This window comes from Flavobacterium sp. GW823-FHT06G12 (assembly GCF_058794775.1).
In genome coordinates this window covers 170445-193813 of record NZ_JBXAHE010000004.1, presented here as the reverse complement: position 1 = coordinate 193813, position 23369 = coordinate 170445, and the positions used below count along the sequence as shown (strand labels likewise).

The window sequence follows — 23369 nt, the reverse complement described above, 5'->3', positions numbered from 1 at the left end:
CTTTACAATACAAAAAGAGCTGAAATTTTTCAGCTCTTTTTGTATTGTAAATATTGTATTGAAAATATGAGCCGAACCCATGGCTCTCTACATTAGGGTGCGTTATTTCTAACCGGATTAAAATCCGGCTCTACAAAATATATTGAGCCGATGGCTCTTTTCCTTAAAAGAATATAAACGATTTCAATATACATTAGAAAATTCCATAGAAATGAAAATATATTGTAGCAACGGATTTTAATCCGTTGAATTGATATTTATGCATTCCTAGAAGTTCCATATGAACGATACATTTAATTCACAAAAAAACTATCCCAACCAAGCTTTAAAATCCTGCACTTTCTCTCGGCTTACAATTACCTCATCATCTTTATAAGTTGGCAGAATAACTTTCAATCTCGAATTGGTATAAACTTGAATTTCTTTGATTGCTTTTAATGGAACAATAAATTTTCTGCTTACGCGAAAGAAATCCTTTTTATCTAATTCCTGTTCCAGAATTTCTAAAGTCGAATCAATCAAATAATCTCGATTGTCGTACGTATGAATATATGTGCCTTTATTTTCGCTGAAAAAACATTCAATTTCTTCTGTAGTAATTACTTTTAAATGTTGTCCTATTTTAACTGTAAATCTCTTTTTATACGTTTTCTCAAAAGGATTTGATAACATTTGTCGAATTTGCTCGAAATCTAATTGTAGATTTGAAGTTTCTGCTGTTTTCGGAAGACGTGATTTGAATTTTGAAACCGCAACTTCCAAATCATCCTCGTCAATTGGTTTTAGAAGATAATCTATACTGTTTAATTTAAAAGCTTTTAAAGCGTACTCATCATAAGCTGTAGTAAAAATGATCGCGCTTTTGATATCTATTTTTTCAAAAATCTCAAATGATAAACCATCTGAAAGCTGAATATCCAAAAAAATTAGATCTGGATGCGGATTATTTTCGAACCACTGAACCGATTCCTCAACAGAGTGAAGCATGGTTTCTACTGTTACATCTAGCTTTTCAAGTTTTCTTTGCAGCAACCTCGCCGCTGGTTTTTCGTCTTCTATAATTAATGTGATCATTTACTATATTGTAAAAAATTGAAAAATATTAATTCAAATTTACTCCCATTTATTTTTATTTGCGGCATCTTTTTCCATGTATTTTTGGATTTTTCTTTTCTCCCAATCAGATCCAAAAAACCAGTCGGTACCAAAAACCGATAATGCATGTGCTAATAGACCAATTCCCCAAAAAAACGCAGTTGAATAAGTATGCCATTCTGTTAAACCACTTAAATCCATTACCAGTAAACCAGCAGATTTATCTCGAGTCAAACTTGATACAATGATAATAATATTTACAATGATGAAAATTTTCAAATGCGAGTAAAATCTTTTAAGTCTTTTTACTCTTTTATAAGCAGCATTGTAATTTGGATCGTCTGCATACTCTCCAAAATGCTGTCTTGCGTAATCTTCATACATTTCTCTTCTAAAACGTCCCATAACTATATTTTAATTATTTCCACTTATTTTTATTCTGTTTTTCCTTCTCCATAAACTCTTTGATTTTTCTTTCTTCCCATTCTTTGCCCATTCCTGGAAAAACTTCAAAGACTTTTAATCCGTGAAAAACCACTCCTACTCCCCACCATAATAATGGCCAGAAAAACCATAGATATTGAGGCGATGTATAAAGATTTATAAAAATCAAAATTGCGTTTACAAATATATAAGCAACTAGATTTCCATAAAATCCTTTTAAATTTTCAACTTTTTTTCTTGCCTGAATATATCTTTCTTCTTCACTTAAATTCGTTCCCATGATTATTCCCATTTTTGCTTTTTATATTTTTTTTCTAAGATACTTCTCAATTTACGCTCTTCCCATTCGTGCCCGAAAATTTTATACGAGGCAAACAAATCAATTGCAGAGCCTACTACAACAGCCGACCAAATAATTACAACAACCCAATTTAAATATCTAATTGGAAAAAATTGCAACGGAAGATTGGTATATTCTTTTAAAAGAAAAAGGATCATTGCAATGCCATAAACAAACAAGTGTTTGTAAAAATATTTTAACTGAATCACTTTTTTGGTTGCCAAGTCTTTCAAGATCGCTTCTTCATGATCGTTATTCAAATCTGTTTCCATGATTACTTTCTAATCGTTGTTGATTTTCTTTCTCTAGAATTTCTCTTATTTTTTTCTCTTCCCATTTCTTATTGAAGAAAGGCGGAAGACTAAAAACTTTCAGTCCGTGCAAGATTATTGCCATTCCCCAGCCCATTACAGACCAAATCCACCAAAGGTATCCTGGAGAAGTCATATAATTTACAACAATCACAATCGGATTACATAAAACGTACACGGTCAAATGCTCATAAAATCCTCTTATTTCTTTGACTCTTTTTTGAGCGTCATAATAACGATTTGCTTCTATGAAATCTTTTTCCATTATTTCCACGTTTTTTGTTTGTTGTCTTTCTCTAAAATCTCTCGAATCTTTCTTTCTTCCCAATCAGAACTGTATCCAAAAACTTTGAAAGCATGCATCGCAACTCCAAATCCCCAGCCTAAAGCCGAAAACCAAAACCATTGAAATCCTGGCGAAAATTTTAAATTAATAAAGATCAAAAACGGAATCACACAGCAATACGAAATTATATTTCCGTAAAATCCTTTAAGTTCTTCTACTCTTTTTTTGGCTCTATAATAAGCTTTTGCTTCATCGGTATATTCTGCACTCATTTCCATAACTGCAATTTGTTTTGTTAAAATTGGAATTCTAACTGTGAAATTCTTTCCATCTTCTTCAATCTTCACTTTTCTATCCGTTATAATTCCGTATCTGTTTACAATATTCTGCAATCCGACACCTTGCCTGTCCTGCAAAACTTCTTTTTTCTGAAGATCATTCTGAATAGCCAGATAATCTTTATCAATAAAAATTCTAATGTGAAGCGGTTTTTGCTCACTTACCACATTGTGCTTTACAGTATTCTCCAGTAAAAGCTGTAAAGAAAGCGGCACCACTTTGGCTTCTGGATTGATATTTTCTGTTGGCAATTCGTAAAACAAACTATTTTCGAAACGCATTTTCAGAAGATTCATATAGGTTTTTGCAAACGACAACTCGTCTTCAACCGAAACCAATTCTTTGTCTTTCTGTTCTAAAACATATCGGTAAATTTTAGACAATGAAGTAGTAAAACGCTGTGCATTATCTGGATTTTCTTCTATTAAAGAACTAAGAACATTTAAGCTATTAAAAAGAAAATGTGGGTCGATCTGGTTTTTTAAACTTTCAAATTTGGCATTTGCCGTTCCCGCAATAATCTTTTGCTGTGTTACTTTGTTTTCCTGATAGAGTTTATAAAAATTAAGTCCGTGAAAAAACAATAAAACAATAAAAGTCATTACCGCAGATTCTATGTAATTTTCAGCCTTTTCATTGGCTAAAAAACCAATAATTGTCTTATTCTCGATTATTACACTTGTAAACAAACGCAACACTCCAATTACAATCATCGATACTAAAAAAGAACTTGCAAAACCAATAAGTATTCTCTTTACTGAATATGGATTTTCTCTGAAAACTCTATCTAAAAAATCAAAAAGAACGACATTTACGATATATAAAACCACACTGTAAAGCATGCAGTACAAGAAATAAATGTAAAGATTCTTGGTAAAGACTGCTGTTCCTAAAGAAGCAAACCGAATTAGAAAAGAAAATAAAAAGACTATTCCTCCAACTAAGCATGCTTTTAACAAATTAGGTTTTAATATCATCATATTTATAATACTGAATTATTTACAAGTTTTTTGAATTTCTAAAGCTCTATCTAATCCCCATTTTGGAGAATAAGGAGTTGCTGGTTTAAAAGTATTAAAAAGTTCAATAGATTTATCAACCTGTGCACATAAAGGTTTAGTATCAACTCCTGTCCATTTTGCACCTCCTAATTGATAATCGGCTTCACCAAAAACTGCTCTAGGATTGGTTGGATCCAGCGCTTTAGCTTTCGCGTAAGCTTCCATTACTTTACCAGAATATTTCATTCCGTTTGTCATTGGATCAGCTACAACATATCCTGTATAAATTAAGGCTTGCATTACATACAATTCTGAATTGGCTTGGTCTTTTATCAACTCTATATCTAATGCATCTTGAGCTTTAGTCAACAACAAATCGATTTTTGTTTTGTCTTTTTCTGTAAAAACAGCTGTCGCGTTGATCATAGCAATATAATAATTTGGCAAGTAACTGTTTTTTTCTGCCGCAGCAATTCTTTCGAATAAAGCCGAAGCTTCAGCATTTTTTCCTTCTTTCCAAAGTCCGAACGCTTTGTTCATTCCTTGTTCAAATTGTGTTTGAGCCATACCTACTGCTGCAACAAATAATACGATTAAAGTGATGATTTTTTTCATTTTATAAGTTATTTAATGATTTGTTTATATGGATTAGTTATTTGTTTATTTAGAATACAATTTCAATTTTTGAATCTTTGCTGACATTAAATTTAGCATCTTGATATGATGGAGGTCCCATAAATCCTTTTGCATTGTTTGAAGCTGCATATTCTTCTGATGGAGCTCCCATTGCATTTCTGTCAAGCTTTCCGTTGCTATTTTCATCATGATACGTTGAAATTGCATATTCTCCCGCAGGAAGATTATCAAAAGTTACAACCGCTTGATTGTTTTTAATTTCGGAAGCCAAACTTTTGTAAGTTGTTTTAAGGAAAGTTCCGTCTGAATTATATAATCCTACTTTCACGATTCCTGTGTCATTTTTCAAACCTGAAACGGCAACAGTTAATTTCACATTTTGAGCAGACATTAAGCTGCAGATAAATAAAATAGTTATTGTAATAATTTTGGTCATGATTTCTATTTTTTAAGGTTCTAAGATTCTGAGTTACTAAGGTTCTAAATTTTTTTTATTGATGATTAAAACTCTTTTTTTTAGGCTCAAAAGTTCAGAGTGTCAAAGCTTTATTTTCTATTATTCTGTTCAAAAAACTTTGAACCTTTGTCACTTTGTTTCTTTGTTCCTTTTAATTTACACTTCAAAAGTATGCTGGTTTTTACTCTTTTAAAATTAAATGATACTGAGTTGTTGATTTTTGATGATGAATTGTTTTTTTAAGCTGCTAAGGTTCTAAGGGACTATCCCGATAGTTATCGGGACTAAGTTTTTTTCCTCAGAACCTTAGAAGCTTAGCATCTTAGAACCTTTTTAAAGATTCTTCAACTGATTCTCATTCTTATTCTGACTGATCGTCCAGAAGAAACCTACGAAAAAGAATCTGTCTGCTGTTGGCACCACGGCTTGTCTTTGATAAACACCGCTTGCGTCTGGATTTTTTGCATAATCGTATCCGAAAACATTTTTCGTTCCTAAAACATTTGAAACAGAGAAATAAAGGATCTTTTGTGTCGTTAATAAATATGCCCAGCTAAAGCTTAAACTATTGTACGATTTTGTTTTCCCATTCATAAACTGTGTTTGGTTCGGATCGTTGTACGGACGTCCTGAACTAAAACTGTTTGTTAAACTAACCTGAGATTTCCAATCTGTAATAAAATATTTTGCTACAACAGATAAGTTATGATTGGCAATAAAACTTGGAGTTGCCATGTTTGGAAAGTTTTTATATTGTCTTTCTGAATCGATATAAGAATATGAAATCCAATACTCTAAGTTTTTATGCAAATTGCTGTCTCTCCAAAACAAATCGAATCCTTTTGCATAACCAGATCCATTATTATTGAAAACAGAATTGTACTGAATATCTCTTGTGTCGTATTGCACTAAATTGCTGTAATCTTTATAATAAGCCTCGGCTCTAAGTGTTTGTCCAGGTCTTGTAAACGTATAATTGAAAATATAATGACTTGCTTTTTCGCTTTCGAATTGATGATATTTAGAAAATTTAATATAATCTACAACTGGTGTTTGAGAATAATCTCCGTAAGCAAATGAGAACTGACTGTTTTTTGAAGCTTTATATCCTAATGAAGCTCTTGGCGCAATATTATTTTCGTTTAATAAACTGTTGTTTGAATATCTTAAACCAACTTTTAAGGCCAGTCTTTTAGAAAATAAAATATCACCTTCAGTATACGCTGCAAAAATGTTTGAATCGTAACCATTTGTAACATTAAGCGAAATATTATCGGCTACGTTTTCATCGTATTTTGTAATGAAATAATCACTTCCGAAAGACAATTTAAAAAAGTTTGAAAATTTCTTGCTTAATTTCAGCTTCAGCTGAGCGGCATTTTCTTGGTTTTCGATTCCGGTAATATCATATTTCAATTTGTTTTTACTGTAACCGTAGCTCACTCCAGAAGTAATCTGCCATCCAGTTCCAAAACTTCCTTTGTAAGACGAATTCAAATAGAAGTTATTATTGTTCATGTCAGTTCGAATCGGATTTTCGAAATTGACATTTTTCTGATTCAAATCAAATTTTTCAGAATCAAAAGAAGCATACAACTTAAATATTCCGTTTGTGAAGTTGTATCTGTAAACCGTCTCACCTCCAAGAGATTGATACGGATTATTCCACTCTACGTTTTGCGGAATAACAGCCTGATAAGGTGCTAAATTCACATACATCATATTTACGCTAAGAGAACTTTTTTTGAACTTCTGCGTATTTCCTAAGCTCAACCCAACCGTCATTAATCCGATATCTGTTTTATCATGATCTTCTTCGTCTTTTGTATTTAGAAGCAAAACACTCGACAAAGCTTCGCCATATTCTGCAGAATAACCTCCAGTAGAAAATGCAATTCCATTAAACAAGAAAGGAGAAAACCTGCTTCTTGTAGGCAAATTATTGGTTGTAGCACCATACGGTTGTGCCACACGAATTCCGTCAACAAAAGTTTGGGTTTCGCTTGCTTCACCTCCACGAACAAACAAACGTCCGTCTTCACCAACCGTTTGAGTTCCTGGCAAAGTCTGCAAAGCCGCCACTATATTTCCTGCAGAGCCTGCTGTCGTAACAATATCTAAAGGTTTTAAAACAGAAACTCTAGCTTTGTCTCCAGATTCTAAAGTTCCAGCTGTAATAACAACGGCATCCAAAGTATTAATATTCTCTTTTAATTTTACTACTTGATCTTTATAATTAGCAACATCAATTTCTTGTTTGTAAGTCTCAAAAAGTAGAAAACTTACCACTAAAAATTTATTTCCAGTTTCTGTAGTTTCAAAAGAAAATTCTCCTGTTTCAGAACTTGTTGCTCCGTCGTAAGTTCCGTCAATATAAATATTAGCGCCAGCAACAGGTTTTCCTTTTGGATCTACTACTTTTCCAGAAATAGTATTTTGAGCAAAAATTAAAGCTGTAAAAAATAAAAAGCTTATTGTAAAAAATAATTTGGTTTTCATGTCATCTTTGGTTTTTGATGAAGCAAATGTATTTTAACAATTCATGTTAAAAAATATATAATAACCCAATTGTAGATTTTCGAGGATGAGTTGTAAAATACTAATTTGTATCTTAGTAACGTGTTTCTAAAAACTATTAACTATGTCAGAAAGTAAAAGAGTTTCGAATTTATATCAATCCATTTATAATGGAAATCCATGGCTTGAAGTAACCTTAGCAGATACTTTAAAAGATGTAACTGCAGCTCAGGCTTATAAAAAAATCAATCCTAACTTAAACACGATTTGGGAAATTGTCAATCACCTAATACAATGGAGAAGAAACATATTAAAGCGTGTTCAAGGAGAAATAATTACAACTCCCGATCATAATTATTTTGTGCCCATTTTAGATTCATCTGAGCCCGCTTGGGAACAATCACTGCAAAGTCTGGCAAAATCTCAGGAATTATGGAGTGCTTGCCTGAATGATTTTAATGATGAGGATTTCGAGAAAATAGATCTAAATAATAATCACAATTTTTATGAAGATATTCACGGAATCATTCAACATGACGTTTATCATTTGGGGCAGATTGTTATTTTGAAGAAATTGCTTTAAAAATTCATAATCATGAAAAAGCCACTTTTAATTTTTGTTTTTTTAGTAATGAGTGCAATCGGGTTTTCACAAGAATCCGAAGTTAAATATGATGAAGCTCTAGCCAAATCTCTCCATGCCGACGAATACGGAATGAAGAAATATGTTTTTTGTCTTCTAAAATCCGGAAGTAATACAACAGCATCTAAAGAAGAAACCAAAAAACTTTTTGAAGGACACATGGAAAATATTGGCAAATTGGCCAAAGAAGGAAAACTCGCTGTTGCAGGACCTTTCATGAAAAATGATCGAAATTATCGTGGCATTTATATTTTTAATGTCGAAACGGTGGAAGAAGCAAAAGCGCTTGTTGCCACCGATCCAGCAATAAAAGCCAATTTACTTGAAGCCGAATTAACGCCTTGGTACTGCACCGCAGCTTTGCAGGAAATTCCGAAAATGCATGAAAAAATTGCCAAGACGAAAATGTAAAATATGAAAACAGAAAAAGAAAAAATGATCTCTGGCGAATATTATAATGCCTTTGATCCAGAATTAGTAAAAGGACGCCGTGCGGCAAAAAACCTTTTACACAGCTTAAATGTAAAAGAATATCGAGTTACCAAAAAAGCAAAAGAGATTCTAAAAGAATTAATTCCAAATGCTGGAGCCGGTCTTTATATTGAACCTCCTTTTCATTGTGATTACGGTTACAATATTTTTGCTGGCGAAAATGTTTATTTTAATGTGAATTGTGTGGTTTTAGACTGTGCGCCAGTAAATATTGGCTCAAATGTATTTATTGCGCCAAATGTTCAGATTTATACTGCTTCGCATCCGCTTGACGCTGAGTTGAGAAAAACGCTTGAAAACGCATATCCCGTTACAATTGGCGACGATTGCTGGATTGGCGGAAATTCTGTTATCTGCCCAGGAGTAACAATCGGAAAAGGCTGTGTTATTGGCGCTGGATCTGTTGTTACAAAAGATATTCCAGACAATTCGCTTGCTGTTGGAAATCCAGCAAAAATTATTCGAAAATTAAATCAAGAACCTGAATCTAAAAAATAATGCTTACCCTTAACAAAGTTCATCATATTGCCATTTTATGCTCTGATTACGAAAAATCGAAATATTTCTATACTCAGATTTTAGGTTTAACCATTATTCGTGAAATTTACCGCGAAGAACGCCAATCTTATAAATTGGATTTGGCTTTGAATGGCTCTTATGTTGTGGAGTTATTTTCATTTCCAAATCCGCCGCAAAGACCTTCAAGACCGGAAGCAGTTGGTTTGCGCCATTTAGCATTTGAAGTTATTAATCTAGAAGAAACGATTGCTTTTTTAACTTCAAAAAATATAGAATCGGAACCCATAAGAATTGATGAAACCACAGAAAAGCGTTTCACTTTTATCGCAGATCCTGATTTATTGCCGATTGAGTTTTATGAGCGTTAGTTCTTTTTTGCCGCAAAGTCGCTAAGACACAAAGTTTTTTAAATTTTTAAAGATTGAAGATTGAATTGCGTCCAGCTTTAGCTGGATGATTTAGAAAGTCAAGCTTGAAAGGCTTTAGCCAAATCTACAAAGTTTGGCTAAAGCCTTTTACTTTTTCAAATTTTATACCTCCAGCTAAAGCTGGAGGCAATTCAATTCACTGTAGAAGAAAACTTAAAAAACTTTGCGACTTCGCGACTTTGCGGCAAAATATACATCGAAGGAATTTTCCTGTTTATATCGATTTTAACACACTAAAATGAATATTTCCTAGAAAAAACCGAATTTGATACTTAATTTTGTAATCCGCAGAAAAAAATGCGATTCTCAAACTTATAATGATGAACAAAACGGCGCAAATCAAAAAAAATCATCAATTAATCAAACTCCGAAAATTAGTTATTGTTTCTATTTTAATTGGCTTTCTTTCTGCCTTTCTCGGAATTTCACTAAAAAAAATAACCGAATATTACGAAGAAATCTTCTTTCACGAAGTCTCGGTTCATCCAATATTTTATATTGTTTTCCCTGTTTTTGGATTATCAGTGATTTATTTTCTGAGACAATATCTTTTTAAGAAAAAAGAAAATAAAGGAATCAAAGAGGTTTTTGAAAGCACTGCATCAAAATCTAAAAATCTGCCTTCTTATAAAATTCCATCTCACTTCATAAACGGATTATTAACCGTTATTTTTGGAGGTTCTACAGGAATTGAAGTTTCTACCGTTGTAGCAACAGCAACTATTGGTTCTGTAGCACACGAAAAAGAAAATGTTTTCCGTCAATACAAAACAGAACTTATCTGCGCGGGAGTTGCGGCAGGAGTTACAGCACTTTTCAGCAGTCCGATTGCAGGAGTTTTATTTGCTTTCGAAGTAATTTCTAGAAAAGTAACGCGAGCATTTATCATTTCAAATTTAATTGCGGTTTCTATCGCATTTGGTTTGCTAACGATTTTAAAAGAAGAACCATTATTTGCAGTTTCCATCACAACATGGAACTTAAAAGCAATTCCGTACTTCATTCTTTTAGGAATTTTAGCGGGAATGAATTCTGTTTATCTGACACGTTGTGTGTTATTTTTTAAATCTCAATTTGGAAAAATCGATACGCATTATTACAAAATCATTTTAGGATCTGCTGTTTTAAGTATTTCATTATTCTTTTTTCCTCAATTATACGGAGAAGGTTATCATGCCATCAAAGGAATTTTTGGCCCTTCATCTCAGCTTCCACTAACCATTACATTGGCTTTAACATTTATCGGAATATTGATTCTAAAACCTATTGTAACTTCAATTACTCTAGCTTCTGGCGGTGACGGAGGTGTTTTCGCGCCAAGTTTATTTATCGGAGCCTTTTTAGGATTATTGTTGGCTTCTATCTTAAACAGCTTTTTTCATGTAAATGTAATTCCAGTTAACTTTATGATTATCGGAATGGCTGCGGTTCTAAGCGCCAGTATTCATGCGCCTTTTACAGCTATTTTTCTGGTTTGCGGTTTAACAAACGATTATACTTTGTTTTTGCCAATCATGGTTGTTTGCCTGATTTCAAAATACACGGCAAAAATGATTTATCCGTACACCGTATACAGTTATTCTCCAAGTTTAATTAAATAAAACTGTAATCTACAAGATTTACAAAGCAATAAAAAACAATATACGGCAAAGTATATTTAAAAGCATAACGAGTAAAATATAATACCACAATAATGCCAACTGAAAAAATAAAAAGAAGCTACCGCAAAACACGTTACATTCTTTATAAAGAAACTTTAATCGATTATAAAGAGCATTTTTGGTCCTTTTTAGGTTCGTTTGTCGGAATTGGGATTCTTTCTTATCTCGATGCTTCACAATTTGCAGGAAGTGATGTGCTCTTTTTAATTGGTTCTTTTGGTGCGTCGAGTGTTTTGATTTATGGAATTATACAAAGTCCGTTTTCACAGCCGAGAAATCTAGTGGGCGGACATCTTATTTCGGCTTTTATTGGAGTTACCATCAATAAATTGGTTCCAGACATTGTTTGGATTTCGGCTCCGCTGGCTGTTTCTCTATCTATAATTTTTATGCAGATTACCAAAACACTTCACCCGCCAGGTGGTGCAACGGCATTAATTGCAGTAACGGGCTCTGCTCAAATAAAAGGTTTAGGCTATATGTATGTGATTTCTCCCGTATTAACAGGCGTTTCGATCTTACTTATAACTGCTTTGATTTTTAATAATATGACTTCAAGCAGAACTTACCCAAGTCACAGCACTTATCATAAGCATTATCATAAAATTAGAAAAAGACTGGCGAGAAAATAATTTTCGCTCTTCTCCTGCAAGGTTTTCAAAACCTTGTAGGCATAAACTTCAGCATTAATAAGGCCTACGAGGTTTTGAAAACCTCGCAGGATCACAAAACAATTAAAACACAGAAAAACAAGAGACTAAAATCTTTTCAACAAATCGTAATTCGTGATTCGTATTTCGTTTTTTATATTTTACCTTTGACCTCTCAATAAAAACAAAGATTATGGTTTATAAATTTAGAGTTATTCTAGACGCCGAAGAAGATATTTTTAGAGACATTGCTATTCTTGAGGAAGATACACTTGAGGATTTACACAATGCAATCTTCAATGCTTTTGGCTTTGACGGATCAGAAGTGGCTTCATTTTATACTTGTGATGACACTTGGAATCAGGAAGATGAAATTCCGCTTTTTGATACGGGAGATGTTCCTGGCGAAATAAGAACCATGAACGATTATCCGTTATCTAGTATCTTAGACAAAGAAAACACAAAGATTATCTACGTTTACGATTTCATCAGTATGTGGACATTCTTAGTTGAATTAGCTGCAGTCGAAGATGAAACTGTAGGGGCAACTTACCCTGAAACTTTATTCTCTCACGGTGAAATGCCAGACGAAGCTCACGAAAAAAACTTCGAAGCCGATGACATGCACGATGATATCTACGGAGAATTTGAAGACGACCTAGACGAAGACGATCTTGACATGTTCGAAGGTGATGATAGCTTCGAAGATTATGGATTTGAGGAGAATTGGAACTAACGTTAAGTTGCTAAGATCCTAAGACTCTAAGATTCTGAGTTTTTAATTTTTGAATGAATTTTCTTATTTTTAAATTAAATTTAAAAAATAAGTTAATGAGTCATTTTAGAAAGATTTTGGTCTGGCAGAAATCAATTTCCTTAGTTACAAAAATTTATAAAGTAACAAGAACTTTTCCAAAAGAAGAAACTTTTGGATTAACTTCGCAAATACGTCGAAGTTCAGTATCAATTCCAAGTAACATTGCAGAAGGATCTGGAAGAGAAAGTAATAAAGATTTTTTACGGTTTTTATATATTTCTCTAGGCTCCTTATTTGAAATGCAGACCCAACTTGAAATTGCAAAAAATATAATTTATATAAACGAAGAAGAATTTAACCTTTTATATGAGGACAGTAGAGAGATCGAAAGAATGCTAGCGTCGTTAATCAAAAAATTAAAAGACACTATCTAAAAAACTTAGTATCTTAGAAACTTAGAATCTCAGCAACTCAAAAAATGATCAACTTATTCAACACCCACATCGACACGCTGTCAATACACCGCGTAGGAAACAAAAGCCGTAACGAAGCAATTTTTTTATCGGAGCAGCCATTTAATTTAAATGACGAGATTGTTCCTTTGATAAAAGAATTCTTTTTTAAGCCTTTTAGAGAAAAAGAAGAAAACTATTATCAGTTTGCACACGAAGTGGACTTGGATTACAACGACATGTTTAAATATGCAACTGAGATTTTCGCTAATCCGTCAAATGTTCATGAAGTTTCTAAGAACATTACAAAACATTTATTTGAGCAGTCAAATCACCCGCACATTAAAAATGGTGAGGTTTATGTAACATATTTGACAAATCTAAGTATTGATAATAATGTTGTTGATGCAATCGGTATTTTTAAAAGCGAATTACAAGCAGATTTTTTACAGTTTGAAGAAAACGGAAGTAACCTTGAAATGATTTTACAGCAAGGAATTAACTTGAGTAAATTGGATAAAGGATGTTTGATTTTCAACTACAAAAAAGAAGAAGGATACAAAATCTTAACTGTAGACAGCAACCGTTATGATGCACGCTATTGGTTAGAGCACTTTTTATCTGTTGATGCTTTTGAAGATGAAAATTTCATCACTAAAAAATATTTAAAGTTCTGTCAAAACTTTGCAAAAGATGTTGTTTTGCCAGCAGAAGACAAGAAAGAGGAAGTAATGTTTATGAACCGATCTGTGAATTATTTCGCTAAAAATGATCAGTTTGAAGAGCAGAATTTCTTGAATGAAGTAATTGATAACCCTGATTTGATCCCTGAATTTAAAAACTATAAAGTTGATAAAGGAGAAAAATACAGCATCGAAGATGTTACCTCATTCCCTATTGCCAACGCAGCAGTTTCTGACGCTAGAAAATCGATTAAAAACGTTATTAATTTGGATACTCACATTCAGATTAAAATGGATTTTATTAATCCTGAAAGTGCAGAAAAGTTTGTTGAGAAAGGCTGGGATGAAGAAAAACAAATGTATTACTACTTAGTTTACTTCAACAAAGAAGAGAAAAACTAAGGGTTTTCATTTTCTATTACTTACTTATTAATACAGAAAACGGCAGTTACATTTGTAATTGCCGTTTTTTTATTGTCTAAATTTTAATGTTACAAAACCGAAAATACGGCTTTTATAATATCATCATAAACTTGTTTGTTTCTTTCTCCTGTGCGAGCCAAAACTCGAATTCCGGAGTAATTATTAAAGATAAATCGCGCCAAAACTTTTGCATCCAACTGTTTGGAAATATGTCCCGCCTCCTGCCCTTTTTTAACAGCATTTGTAAAAACTTCTTCCATAGTTTGGCTATTGTCTTTTACAATCTTAGCAATTTCTTCATCATGCATTGCTAGTTCTACAGAAGAATTAACCATAAAACAGCCTTTTGTAATTCGGTCTTCTAAACTTTCGAGCACAGCTTGCTTAAAAATAACCTGCAAAGTTTCTTTGACATTCTCAGATTTTTCTAAAAGTTCTTTGACGGCATCTTGTGCCTGCTCCTGATAACGTTTTAAGGACTTTGTAAACAATTGCTGCTTATCGCCAAAAGTATCGTACAAACTAGAACGGCTCAAACCTAAATGCGTCACCAAATCTTGAGCAGAAGTTCCGTTGTAACCTTTGTGCCAAAAAATTTCGATTGCTTTATCCAAAGCCTGATCTTCATTAAATTCTTTCGTTCTAGCCATGACATTCAAATTAAATTCATTTACAAAGATACAAAAATACGGAACAATCGTTCCTGAATTAGTCAAAAAAATTATACTACAGCATTTACTGTAAGTCCACCATCAACTACAATTTCAGTTCCAGTTATGAATGATGCATCATCTGAAGCTAAGAACGAAACTGTTTTGGCAATTTCAGCAGACTGAGCAAAACGTTTTAATAAAATTTTCTCTCCTAAAATAGTTCCAAATCCTTCTACTTCTTCTTTTTGCAAACCTAATTTTCCATACAATGGAGTTTCGACTGGTCCTGGAGAAACAGCATTTACTCTAATTTTTCTTGGAGCTAATTCTGTTGCAAATACTTTGTTTAAAGATAGTGCTGCTGCTTTACTTGCTGCGTAAACACTAGAATTTGGCATTCCTACATGAGCATTTATCGAAGTATTAAAAATGATCGAACCTCCATCGTTTAAAATTGGCAATACTTTTTGAACTGTAAAATACACTCCTTTTACATTTACATTCATAATACTGTCATAATGATCTTCTGAAGCTGAATCTAGCGGTGCAAAAGCTGCAATTCCAGCATTCAAGAATAAAATATCAACCTTGCCAAATTTTGATTTTGCTTCTTCAACCAAGTTGTCAATTGATTTTAAATCTGATTGATCGGCTACAATTCCAGTAACATTCAATTCTTTTTCCGCTTTTGCCAAAGCTTCTTTGTTTCTTCCTGTTACAATTACTTTTGCTCCTTTCGCTGCTAAATCTGCTGCGGCTGCATATCCAATTCCGCTGTTTCCACCTGTCACGATTGCTACTTTGTTTTCTAAATTTTTCATTTTATTTATTATTTAAGTTATTGATTATTCAATTATTACAGTACAAAGATATAATAACGGAACGATCGTTCCGTTATTATTAAAGTTAATTTTATGTTAAAATATTCAACTTAGAATAGAAACGCCCGTCAAATAAGGAATTATCTATAGAATGATAAACGAAAGAAATCGCAAAATGAGGTTGATTCTTAATTTATGCTTAATTTTGCATTAAAAAATAACTCAGATGGATATTCAATTTTTTAAAGAAAGTCCTTTTACCACTATAATTTCATTTCACAAGCTAATTGAATCTTTTGAAGAAATTGCGCAGTCAGACGTTGATTACAGATCCAACTATGCTAAAGCGATTTTAGAACAAATTGAATTAATTCCGGAACTAAGGACTGGAATCCAGGATTATTCGGTTATCAAAAACAATGAAGCTTTAATTAAAAATATATTAGCCGATTTATTTCCGACTGCATTGACGCACAATGAAATAAAAGCGGTGACGATTCCATTTCAAAACATCTCCTTTAATTACACAGAGCGTTTCAAAAAAATCCTCAAAAATGCAGGTGACGAATTTTATATGGAAATTCGTGATTTTAGCGAGCATCAGTTCTATATCAATAACTGCTGTTTAATTTTAAGCAGTTATTACAAACAGCATATCGATTTCAATCAGCCATTTTTCTATGACATTCCAGATGAAAATGGTATTGAAAAGCATTATCGTATTTTATACAATGCTGATTTTATGGAAATTATTCCGACTGAAAACGCTGTTCCTTTAACTCAGGAAGATATCGATCAACTACTAGATAATTACAACGATATTAATCTATGGAAATCCAAGTTTCCAAAAGGAAGCTGGGTCTTAAGAGGTTTCGGTATTGTTTCTTTATTTGATGCCACAACAGAAAGTGCTATTTCTATATTGAAAAGCAGTTTACTAAAACCTGGTCCAAAAACAGTTGCCACAGATCAGGAAGTTTCTAATATTTTTCAGTCGATTTTTAATCTTCCGAATTTAAAAGTCGGATTTATTATCTATAATCCTGAGGAAGAGAAATTTATGCGACCTGCAAAATACGAAAATCAGATGAAGAGCTTTCTGCTTTCTGCTGATCAGGAAGTAGATTGCAAAAATGCTTTTTTTGGATGTTCTTTCGAAAATTTATTAGACAATAAAGAACCTTTTGTAATATCTAATGTTAGCAAATTCACTGAAGAACAGACGAATAAAAAACTTGGCGAGCATTTACTTTCACAAGGTATCCAAAGCTGCATATTTGCACCAGTTATAAAAAACGGGCATTTATTAGGAGTTGTAGAATTAGTTTCTCAAAATACACGAGATCTTAATAGTGTAAATGCAACAAAACTAGATTTGGTTCTGCCATACTTAACCGATACGATTGATCGTGTTAATACCGATATGCAACATCAGATTGAAGCGATTATTCAGCGTGAATATACTACGATTCACCCAAGTGTATATTGGAAATTCAAAAGAGAATCTCAGAATTATTTTCAAAATATGAATCATACCAAAGATTATATTTTTAAAGAAATTGTCTTTAAAAATGTATATCCGCTGTATGGCCAAATTGATATTAAAGGTTCTTCTGAACATCGTAATGAAACGGTAAAAATTGATTTGAAAAGTCAACTGACAGCTCTTATGGAAATTTTTGATAATCAAGAAGAAAACTCAAATTTAGTTCTTCTTGAACAAAGAAAATTTGAACTGGAATCGCTTCGAAGCGAATTGGATTATCCACTAAAAGCAGATACAGAACAGCACATACAGCGTTACATTGAAGAAGAAATTCATCCAATATTGAAAAACACAAAAAGTAATGCTAAATCTGAGAAGTTAGAGCAATTATACTTTGATAGTCTAGACGAAAAAACTGGAATGTTTTATCAGGAAAGAAAGAAATTTGACAATGCCATGTCGATCATCAATAAAAGATTGGCAACGGTTTTGGATAGAAAACAAGTTGAAGCACAACAGATTTATCCGCATTATTATGAGCGTTTTAAAACGGATGGTGTTGAACACAATTTGTATATTGGAGCTTCAATTGCGCCAACAAAACCATTTGACATCATGTATTTGCATAATCTTCGTTTATGGCAATTGCAGACTTTGTGTGAAATGGAATTGGAACATCACGAGCTTAAAGCTTCATTACCATATGAATTGGATGTTACTTCATTGATTTTGGTTTTCAGTTCTGCACTTTCTATCCGTTTTAGAATGGACGAAAAACGTTTTGATGTAGACGGAACTTATAATGCAAGATATGAAGTCGTTAAAAAACGAATTGATAAATCGCATATTAAAGGAACAAACGAAAGAATTACTGAGAAAGAGAAAATTACAATTGTATATTCTCAAAATAGCGAAGAAGCAGAATATTTAAAATATATTAAATATTTACAGCACAAGAAAATTCTTGAACCATCTATTGAACAATTTGAAGTTGAAGATTTACAGGGAGTTTCTGGTTTGAGAGCAATTCGTGTCAAAGTAATCAACAATAGTTCAAACCCAGGAATTAAGAAAATAACTTATCAGGATTTATTAGATGAGCTCAACTAAATAGTTGAGCTTTTTTTGTCTACTATTTATTGAACACCGATAAAACGGAGTCGCTATCGCGAAGACGCGGAAAAAACGGATTTTTTTAATCTAAAATAAATCAGAAAAGAATCTGTGTTCATCCGCGTCTTCGCGATAGCGAATCCGTACAATCAGCGTCTAATTTTTTATATAGACTTAAAAGCAATCACAAACGCGATCACCGTTATGATAATTCCGAACATAAAAAAGTTATAGGCAATTCGGAGTAAATTATATTTTCGTTGTAAAACCAATCCTAGATAATACAAATCTTTAATCATAGTTGAATAGAGATAATCACGATCTTTCATCATTTCATTCATTGCCCAATCGTAATCTTCTAAAGGCATTTTGTAGAAATTTCCAAAAAACATCAGATTCACTTTTTTAGCTTCAACATCGTCTCTCGTAAAAAAACCAGAAGTTACTTTTGGACGTGTAGAAAGAATGGCAAAAATAATTGTGATCACACTCGACATCAGCATAATAAACGTCGGCACAACCAAATGCGCATTTTTTGGACTGTCTAATTTTGGAATAATAGACGATAAAGCAATCGAGATGATAATTGCATTTACAGACAATAAAATATTGGCTTTACTATCAGCAATTCCGCTCAAACGAGTATGATTCCCTAGCGTAACACGAAATAAAGTATCGATTCCACGATCTGGTTTTTCGGTTTTATCCTTCTTTTTATCTTCTTCTAGTGCGGCAGCGGCTTTCAATTCTTGTTTATTGATTTTTTTCTGAATTAATAATAGATTTTTTTCTTTCAAAGGTTGCCATTTTCTCAAGGCATAATCAGTATAGAATCTATGTTTGTTTAATAAGAAATTGAGATTTTCTCTTGTCCATTCGGCATTAGAAAAACTAACTATTCCAGCATTTTTCAATTCCAAACGCAATAATTCGCAAGTTGTAGCATATTCCGCTCCCATTAAATGCGCGTAATCTGCGTCTCTTATAATTTTTTCAAGATGTGTTTTTGGTTCATATTCTTTAACTGTAGCCAGAATCAGACTTGAAACAAGTGCTATAAACTCTTCCGATTTTCCTTTTTCGCGCAAAAAGTTGGCAGCAATTTCGGTGCTTTTCTTTTCATGATTTTCATATCCCTCAATATATCCAGTGTCGTGAAACCATGCTGCAACCAAAAGAGCTTCCTTGTCCTCACCACTTACATCTTCTTTTTTGCAAAGTTCTTTTACTGCTGTAACAACCGTAAAAGTATGATTAAAATTATGGTAAGAATATAAATTAGAAAGTTTATCTTTGAGTAAATTACCGACAAAATCTTCGGATTGTTCTATTAGATTCATAAAGAATATTTTTATACCACTAAATTATGAAATTGTTTTTGGATAATCATTTTATTGCTAAGATTAAAAATTACTCTTTGGCAATTATGGCCCTATTCATCGTTTATTCTTGTGCAACGCGCAAACCTCAATACGGAAAAAATGTTAGTGCCACTGAAACAGAAAACGCTACAGATACGATACAAATTGCACATACTTTTTTTCTTGTTGGAGATGCTGGAAATGCCGATGAAGAGCAAGCACAGCAAACACTGGAGCTTTTACATCAAAAGTTAAAAAGAGCGAGTAAAAAATCGACGCTTCTTTTTTTAGGCGACAATATTTATCCGAAAGGTTTTCCTGGCAACAAACATCCTGAAGACAAAGCCTTAGCAGAAACCAAACTGACTAATCAATTAAAATTAACCAAAGACTTTAAAGGAAAAACAATTGTAATTCCTGGAAATCATGACTGGTATAGTGGCATTAAAGGTTTAGAACGTCAGGCCGATTTTGTTACAAAATATTTAAACGATAAAAAAAGTTTTCTTCCGAGAAAATCATGCCCTATTGAAACTGTAAAAATTGACAGCACTACTGCTTTGATAGTTGTTGATAGTGAATGGTTTCTAGAAAATTGGAACGATCATCCGACTATAAATGACAATTGCGAAATTAAAACCAGAGAAGCCTTTTTTGAAGAACTTGAAGGTCAATTGAACAAAAATCAAGAAAAAACAGTTGTCTTAGCAATTCACCATCCGTTACTAAGCAATGGAACACATGGCGGTCAATTTTCGTTAGAAAAACAATTATTCCCTTTAGAACAAAAAATTCCTCTTCCTGTAATTGGCTCATTCATCAATTTGTTGCGAAAAACATCTGGCGTTAGTCCGCAGGACATTCAAAACAAACAATACACGATTTATGCAAAAAGAATTAAAACGCTTTTGCAAAAACAGAAAAATGTAATAGTTGTTTCTGGACACGACCATAACCTTCAATACATAAGCAAAGAAAATATTCAGCAGATTATTAGCGGCGCAGGATCAAAATCTGAAGCCGCAAGAGCCATCAGTCCTTATGATTTTTCGTATGGAGGAAATGGTTATGCTACATTGACTATGTATAAAAGTGGCGATGCTAAAGTTTCTTATTATGGAAACGAAAACAACAAAGAGAAACTTCTTTTTGAGCGTGAAATAATAAAAGCCAAGGAAATCAATTGGGCTTCAGATATTCCAAATAATTTTCCTGCAAAAGTCACTACTTCGATTTATTCACCAAAAATGACTCAAAAAGGTGCGTTTCACAAATTTTTATTTGGCCAGCATTATAGAAAATATTACAGTCTTCCTATTGAAGCTACAACGGCAACTGTAGATACATTAAAAGGAGGTTTAAAACCAATTCGTGAAGGCGGCGGACATCAATCGGTTTCATTAAGAATGGCAGATCCTCAAGGGCGTGAGTTTATCATGCGCGCAATGAAAAAAAGCGCAACAGTGTTTTTACAATCAGTTGCTTTTAAAGACCAATACGTGGTAAATGATTTCGAGAAAACATATGCCGAAGATTTCTTATTTGATTTTTACACCACTTCTCATCCTTATGCTTCTTTTGTTATTGGCGAAATGTCTGATCAAATTGGTTTAAGACATACGAATCCTATTTTATATTATATCCCGAAGCAAAATGGTTTGGGAGAATTTAATGCAAGCTTTGGAGATCAATTATATATGGTCGAAGAAAGACCTGCTGATAATCATTTGGATGGAAAAAATTTCGGAAAACCAAGCAACATCATCGGAACTGACGATATGATGCTAAATCTTCATAAAGATGAAAAATATGTGGTTGATGAAAAAGAATATATAAAAGCTCGTTTATTTGACATTCTTATAGGAGATTGGGACAGACATAGCGATCAATGGCGTTGGGCTGAATATAAAGAAGATGGAAAAGTAATTTATAGACCAATTCCGAGAGATCGTGATCAGGCTTTTGTAAAATATGATGGTGCTTTGCTTTCACTTTTAATGAACATGCCTCCGCTTCGTCATATGCGATCTTTTAAAGGTGACAGGATCAATGTGAAATGGCTTGGCAGAGAACCTTACCCAATGGATTTGGCTTTTCTAAGAACTGCTGAAGAAAAAGAATGGGTGGAACAGGCCAAATATATTCAAGAAAACTTAACTGATGCAGATATTGATGAGGCTTTTAAAAACATGCCAAAAGAGGTTCAGGATGGAACAGTCGATGAAATCAAAGCAAAATTAAAAAGAAGAAAAAAAGATCTTCAAAAGTATGCTCGTGAATATTCTGATGTTTTAAACAGAACCGTGATGATTGCCGGAACAGACAAGAAAGATAAGTTTGTTTTGAATCATAATGTAAAAAAGGGGATTGAAATTCAGGTTTTCAGAATTAAAAAAGAAGGCGATGAATTGCTTTATACCAAAAATGTAACCGACGATAAAACCAAAAATCTTTGGATTTATGGACTAGACGATAATGATGTTTTTGAAGTAAAAGGAAATGAGAAATCAAACATAAAAATTCGTTTGCTTGGCGGCCAGAACAATGATACTTACAATATTGAAAACGGAAGAAAGGTTATTGTTTACGATTTCAAATCAAAAGAAAACACTTATAATCTAGATTCTAAAACACAAACGCAGTTAACAGACGATTACGATGTTAATTTATATAACTACGAAAAACCTAAATACAATGTAATTGCAGGACTTCCAAACATTGGTTATAATCCTGATGATGGCGTAAAAATGGGAGTCAACGTAAATTATACGGTAAATAATTTCAAACAGAATCCGTACACGCAAAAGCATATTTTTAATGCATTTTACTATTTTGCTACTGGCGGTTTAGAGTTTAATTATGCTGCACATTTCCCTGGTTTATTAGGAAAATGGGTTATTGATGTGGAATCATTGTATACGACTCCAAACTTTGCAATGAACTATTTTGGTTATGGAAATGAGTCGCAGTATAATGATGATTTAGGAATGGATTACAATCGTGTCCGTATTAGAAAATTTAATGCTTCGGGTGCCATTCGCCATGTTGGAAGATATGGAAGCGAGTTTAGCGTTCAGCCAATTTTTCAGAGAATGACAGTTGAAGACACCGAAAACAGATACATTAATATTCCGGGTATTGTAAATCCAGATGTATTTGACAGTCAGAATTACGGAAGTTTAAAAGTAAAATATCAGTTTAAAAATTCAGATTTTGCTGCAAAACCAACTTTAGGAATGGCTTTTATGATTGCGGCGACTTGGACAGCTAATTTAGATGACACCAAGAAAAATTTCCCTACTCTAGAAAGCTTCTTAGGATTTACTCATAAAATTGATCATAACGGAAAATTAATATTGGCCACTTACGTTAAAGGAAAAGCTATTTTCAACAATAATTATGAATTCTACCAAGGTGCTTCTCTAGGCGGAGATACAGATTTACGTGGTTATAGAAATGAACGTTTCTTAGGAAGTTCTTATTTTTCTCAAAGCTCTGATTTACGTTTAAGCATTGGAAAAATCCGTAAAACTATTGTTCCTTTTACGTACGGAATTTTAGGTGGTTTCGACTACGGAAGGGTTTGGCTTGATGGTGAAGAATCAAGAAAATGGCATCAAGATTACGGTGGCGGACTTTGGCTGAATGCCATAAATGTTATTACAGCGAGAATCTCTTATTTTAAATCTCCTGATGAAGTTGGAAGATTAATTTTTGGAGCAGCGTACAGCTTCTAGCTGTAGGTTCAAAGTTGCAAAGGCTCAAAGTAACAAAGTTTTTTTAGCCACGAATTACACTAAT

The 23369-nt window shown here is 33.0% G+C and carries 23 protein-coding genes; 11 read left to right on the top strand and 12 right to left on the bottom strand.

The genetic code is table 11. The features are described 5' to 3' along the window. Positions 1-309: 309 nt before the first annotated feature. The 9 genes from AC1Q5Z_RS16480 to AC1Q5Z_RS16440 form a co-directional block, all read right to left on the bottom strand. On the bottom strand, positions 310-1074 hold the full coding sequence (locus AC1Q5Z_RS16480; protein ID WP_492445961.1) for a LytR/AlgR family response regulator transcription factor: 765 nt from the start codon (positions 1072-1074) through the stop codon (positions 310-312). A 39-nt stretch (positions 1075-1113) separates the two neighbouring features. Beyond that, a complete protein-coding gene (locus AC1Q5Z_RS16475; protein WP_198856653.1) occupies positions 1114-1500 on the bottom strand; it encodes a 2TM domain-containing protein in 387 nt (128 codons plus the stop codon). 13 nt (positions 1501-1513) lie between these two features. Next, positions 1514-1819, bottom strand: a complete 306-nt coding sequence (locus tag AC1Q5Z_RS16470) for a 2TM domain-containing protein (RefSeq protein WP_343585273.1) — start codon at positions 1817-1819, stop codon at positions 1514-1516. 2 nt (positions 1820-1821) lie between these two features. Then, entirely contained in the window at positions 1822-2151 is a 330-nt protein-coding gene (locus tag AC1Q5Z_RS16465; protein WP_492445959.1) for a 2TM domain-containing protein, read from the bottom strand. Continuing rightward, complete coding sequence (locus tag AC1Q5Z_RS16460; protein ID WP_492445957.1) at positions 2132-2455, bottom strand: 2TM domain-containing protein; 324 nt, start codon at positions 2453-2455, stop codon at positions 2132-2134. The genes AC1Q5Z_RS16465 and AC1Q5Z_RS16460 overlap by 20 nt, the downstream gene beginning before the upstream one ends. Next, positions 2455-3792 carry a 2TM domain-containing protein gene (locus AC1Q5Z_RS16455; RefSeq protein ID WP_492446288.1) on the bottom strand — a complete coding sequence of 446 codons (1338 nt, stop codon included), beginning with the start codon at positions 3790-3792 and terminating at the stop codon, positions 2455-2457. The genes AC1Q5Z_RS16460 and AC1Q5Z_RS16455 overlap by 1 nt, the downstream gene beginning before the upstream one ends. 18 nt (positions 3793-3810) lie before the next feature. Continuing rightward, entirely contained in the window at positions 3811-4431 is a 621-nt protein-coding gene (locus AC1Q5Z_RS16450; protein WP_492445955.1) for a hypothetical protein, read from the bottom strand. Between the two features lie 49 nt (positions 4432-4480). Beyond that, entirely contained in the window at positions 4481-4888 is a 408-nt protein-coding gene (locus tag AC1Q5Z_RS16445; RefSeq protein WP_343585265.1) for a DUF2141 domain-containing protein, read from the bottom strand. Between the two features lie 354 nt (positions 4889-5242). Beyond that, the gene (locus AC1Q5Z_RS16440; protein ID WP_343585263.1) at positions 5243-7408 is read right to left on the bottom strand and encodes a TonB-dependent receptor; all 2166 of its coding nucleotides are present in this window, start codon (positions 7406-7408) and stop codon (positions 5243-5245) included. A gap of 142 nt (positions 7409-7550) precedes the next feature. Between AC1Q5Z_RS16440 and AC1Q5Z_RS16435 the strand changes: the two genes are divergently transcribed. The 9 genes from AC1Q5Z_RS16435 to AC1Q5Z_RS16395 all read left to right on the top strand — a co-directional run bounded on the left by AC1Q5Z_RS16435 (position 7551) and on the right by AC1Q5Z_RS16395 (position 14113). After that, entirely contained in the window at positions 7551-8009 is a 459-nt protein-coding gene (locus AC1Q5Z_RS16435; protein ID WP_198856660.1) for a DinB family protein, read from the top strand. A 12-nt stretch (positions 8010-8021) separates the two neighbouring features. Next, positions 8022-8480 (top strand): YciI family protein, encoded by a 459-nt coding sequence (locus AC1Q5Z_RS16430; protein WP_198856661.1) that lies wholly within the window; start codon positions 8022-8024, stop codon positions 8478-8480. A gap of 3 nt (positions 8481-8483) precedes the next feature. After that, positions 8484-9059, top strand: coding sequence for a sugar O-acetyltransferase (locus tag AC1Q5Z_RS16425; protein ID WP_343585259.1), 576 nt, complete (start codon positions 8484-8486; stop codon positions 9057-9059). Then, positions 9059-9448 carry an SMU1112c/YaeR family gloxylase I-like metalloprotein gene (gene gloA2 / locus AC1Q5Z_RS16420; protein WP_111363319.1) on the top strand — a complete coding sequence of 130 codons (390 nt, stop codon included), beginning with the start codon at positions 9059-9061 and terminating at the stop codon, positions 9446-9448. The genes AC1Q5Z_RS16425 and gloA2 overlap by 1 nt, the downstream gene beginning before the upstream one ends. Positions 9449-9825: 377 nt before the next feature. Beyond that, positions 9826-11109, top strand: coding sequence for a chloride channel protein (locus AC1Q5Z_RS16415; RefSeq protein ID WP_343585256.1), 1284 nt, complete (start codon positions 9826-9828; stop codon positions 11107-11109). Positions 11110-11201: 92 nt separating this feature from the next. Then, entirely contained in the window at positions 11202-11801 is a 600-nt protein-coding gene (locus tag AC1Q5Z_RS16410) for an HPP family protein (protein ID WP_198856662.1), read from the top strand. 211 nt (positions 11802-12012) lie between these two features. Further along, the gene (locus tag AC1Q5Z_RS16405; protein ID WP_198856663.1) at positions 12013-12555 is read left to right on the top strand and encodes an IS1096 element passenger TnpR family protein; all 543 of its coding nucleotides are present in this window, start codon (positions 12013-12015) and stop codon (positions 12553-12555) included. Positions 12556-12650: 95 nt separating this feature from the next. Next, positions 12651-13010 (top strand): four helix bundle protein, encoded by a 360-nt coding sequence (locus tag AC1Q5Z_RS16400; RefSeq protein ID WP_492445951.1) that lies wholly within the window; start codon positions 12651-12653, stop codon positions 13008-13010. A gap of 44 nt (positions 13011-13054) precedes the next feature. Beyond that, entirely contained in the window at positions 13055-14113 is a 1059-nt protein-coding gene (locus tag AC1Q5Z_RS16395) for a nucleoid-associated protein (protein WP_278020712.1), read from the top strand. Between the two features lie 89 nt (positions 14114-14202). Here AC1Q5Z_RS16395 and AC1Q5Z_RS16390 read toward each other — a convergent pair whose 3' ends face one another. Together AC1Q5Z_RS16390 and AC1Q5Z_RS16385 are read right to left on the bottom strand one after the other, a co-directional pair. Next, positions 14203-14784 (bottom strand): TetR/AcrR family transcriptional regulator, encoded by a 582-nt coding sequence (locus AC1Q5Z_RS16390; protein WP_492445949.1) that lies wholly within the window; start codon positions 14782-14784, stop codon positions 14203-14205. Between the two features lie 71 nt (positions 14785-14855). Continuing rightward, positions 14856-15608, bottom strand: coding sequence for a glucose 1-dehydrogenase (locus AC1Q5Z_RS16385; protein ID WP_492445948.1), 753 nt, complete (start codon positions 15606-15608; stop codon positions 14856-14858). A 226-nt stretch (positions 15609-15834) separates the two neighbouring features. On the opposite strand from AC1Q5Z_RS16385, the gene AC1Q5Z_RS16380 reads away from it, so the two are divergent. Next, entirely contained in the window at positions 15835-18204 is a 2370-nt protein-coding gene (locus tag AC1Q5Z_RS16380) for a GAF domain-containing protein (RefSeq protein WP_492445946.1), read from the top strand. A gap of 167 nt (positions 18205-18371) precedes the next feature. Here AC1Q5Z_RS16380 and AC1Q5Z_RS16375 read toward each other — a convergent pair whose 3' ends face one another. Then, the gene (locus tag AC1Q5Z_RS16375) at positions 18372-19547 is read right to left on the bottom strand and encodes a Pycsar system effector family protein (RefSeq protein WP_492445944.1); all 1176 of its coding nucleotides are present in this window, start codon (positions 19545-19547) and stop codon (positions 18372-18374) included. 26 nt (positions 19548-19573) lie between these two features. Here AC1Q5Z_RS16375 and AC1Q5Z_RS16370 point away from each other — a divergent pair, with 26 nt between their 5' ends. Beyond that, entirely contained in the window at positions 19574-23305 is a 3732-nt protein-coding gene (locus AC1Q5Z_RS16370; RefSeq protein WP_343585243.1) for a metallophosphoesterase, read from the top strand. Positions 23306-23369 lie beyond the last annotated feature (64 nt).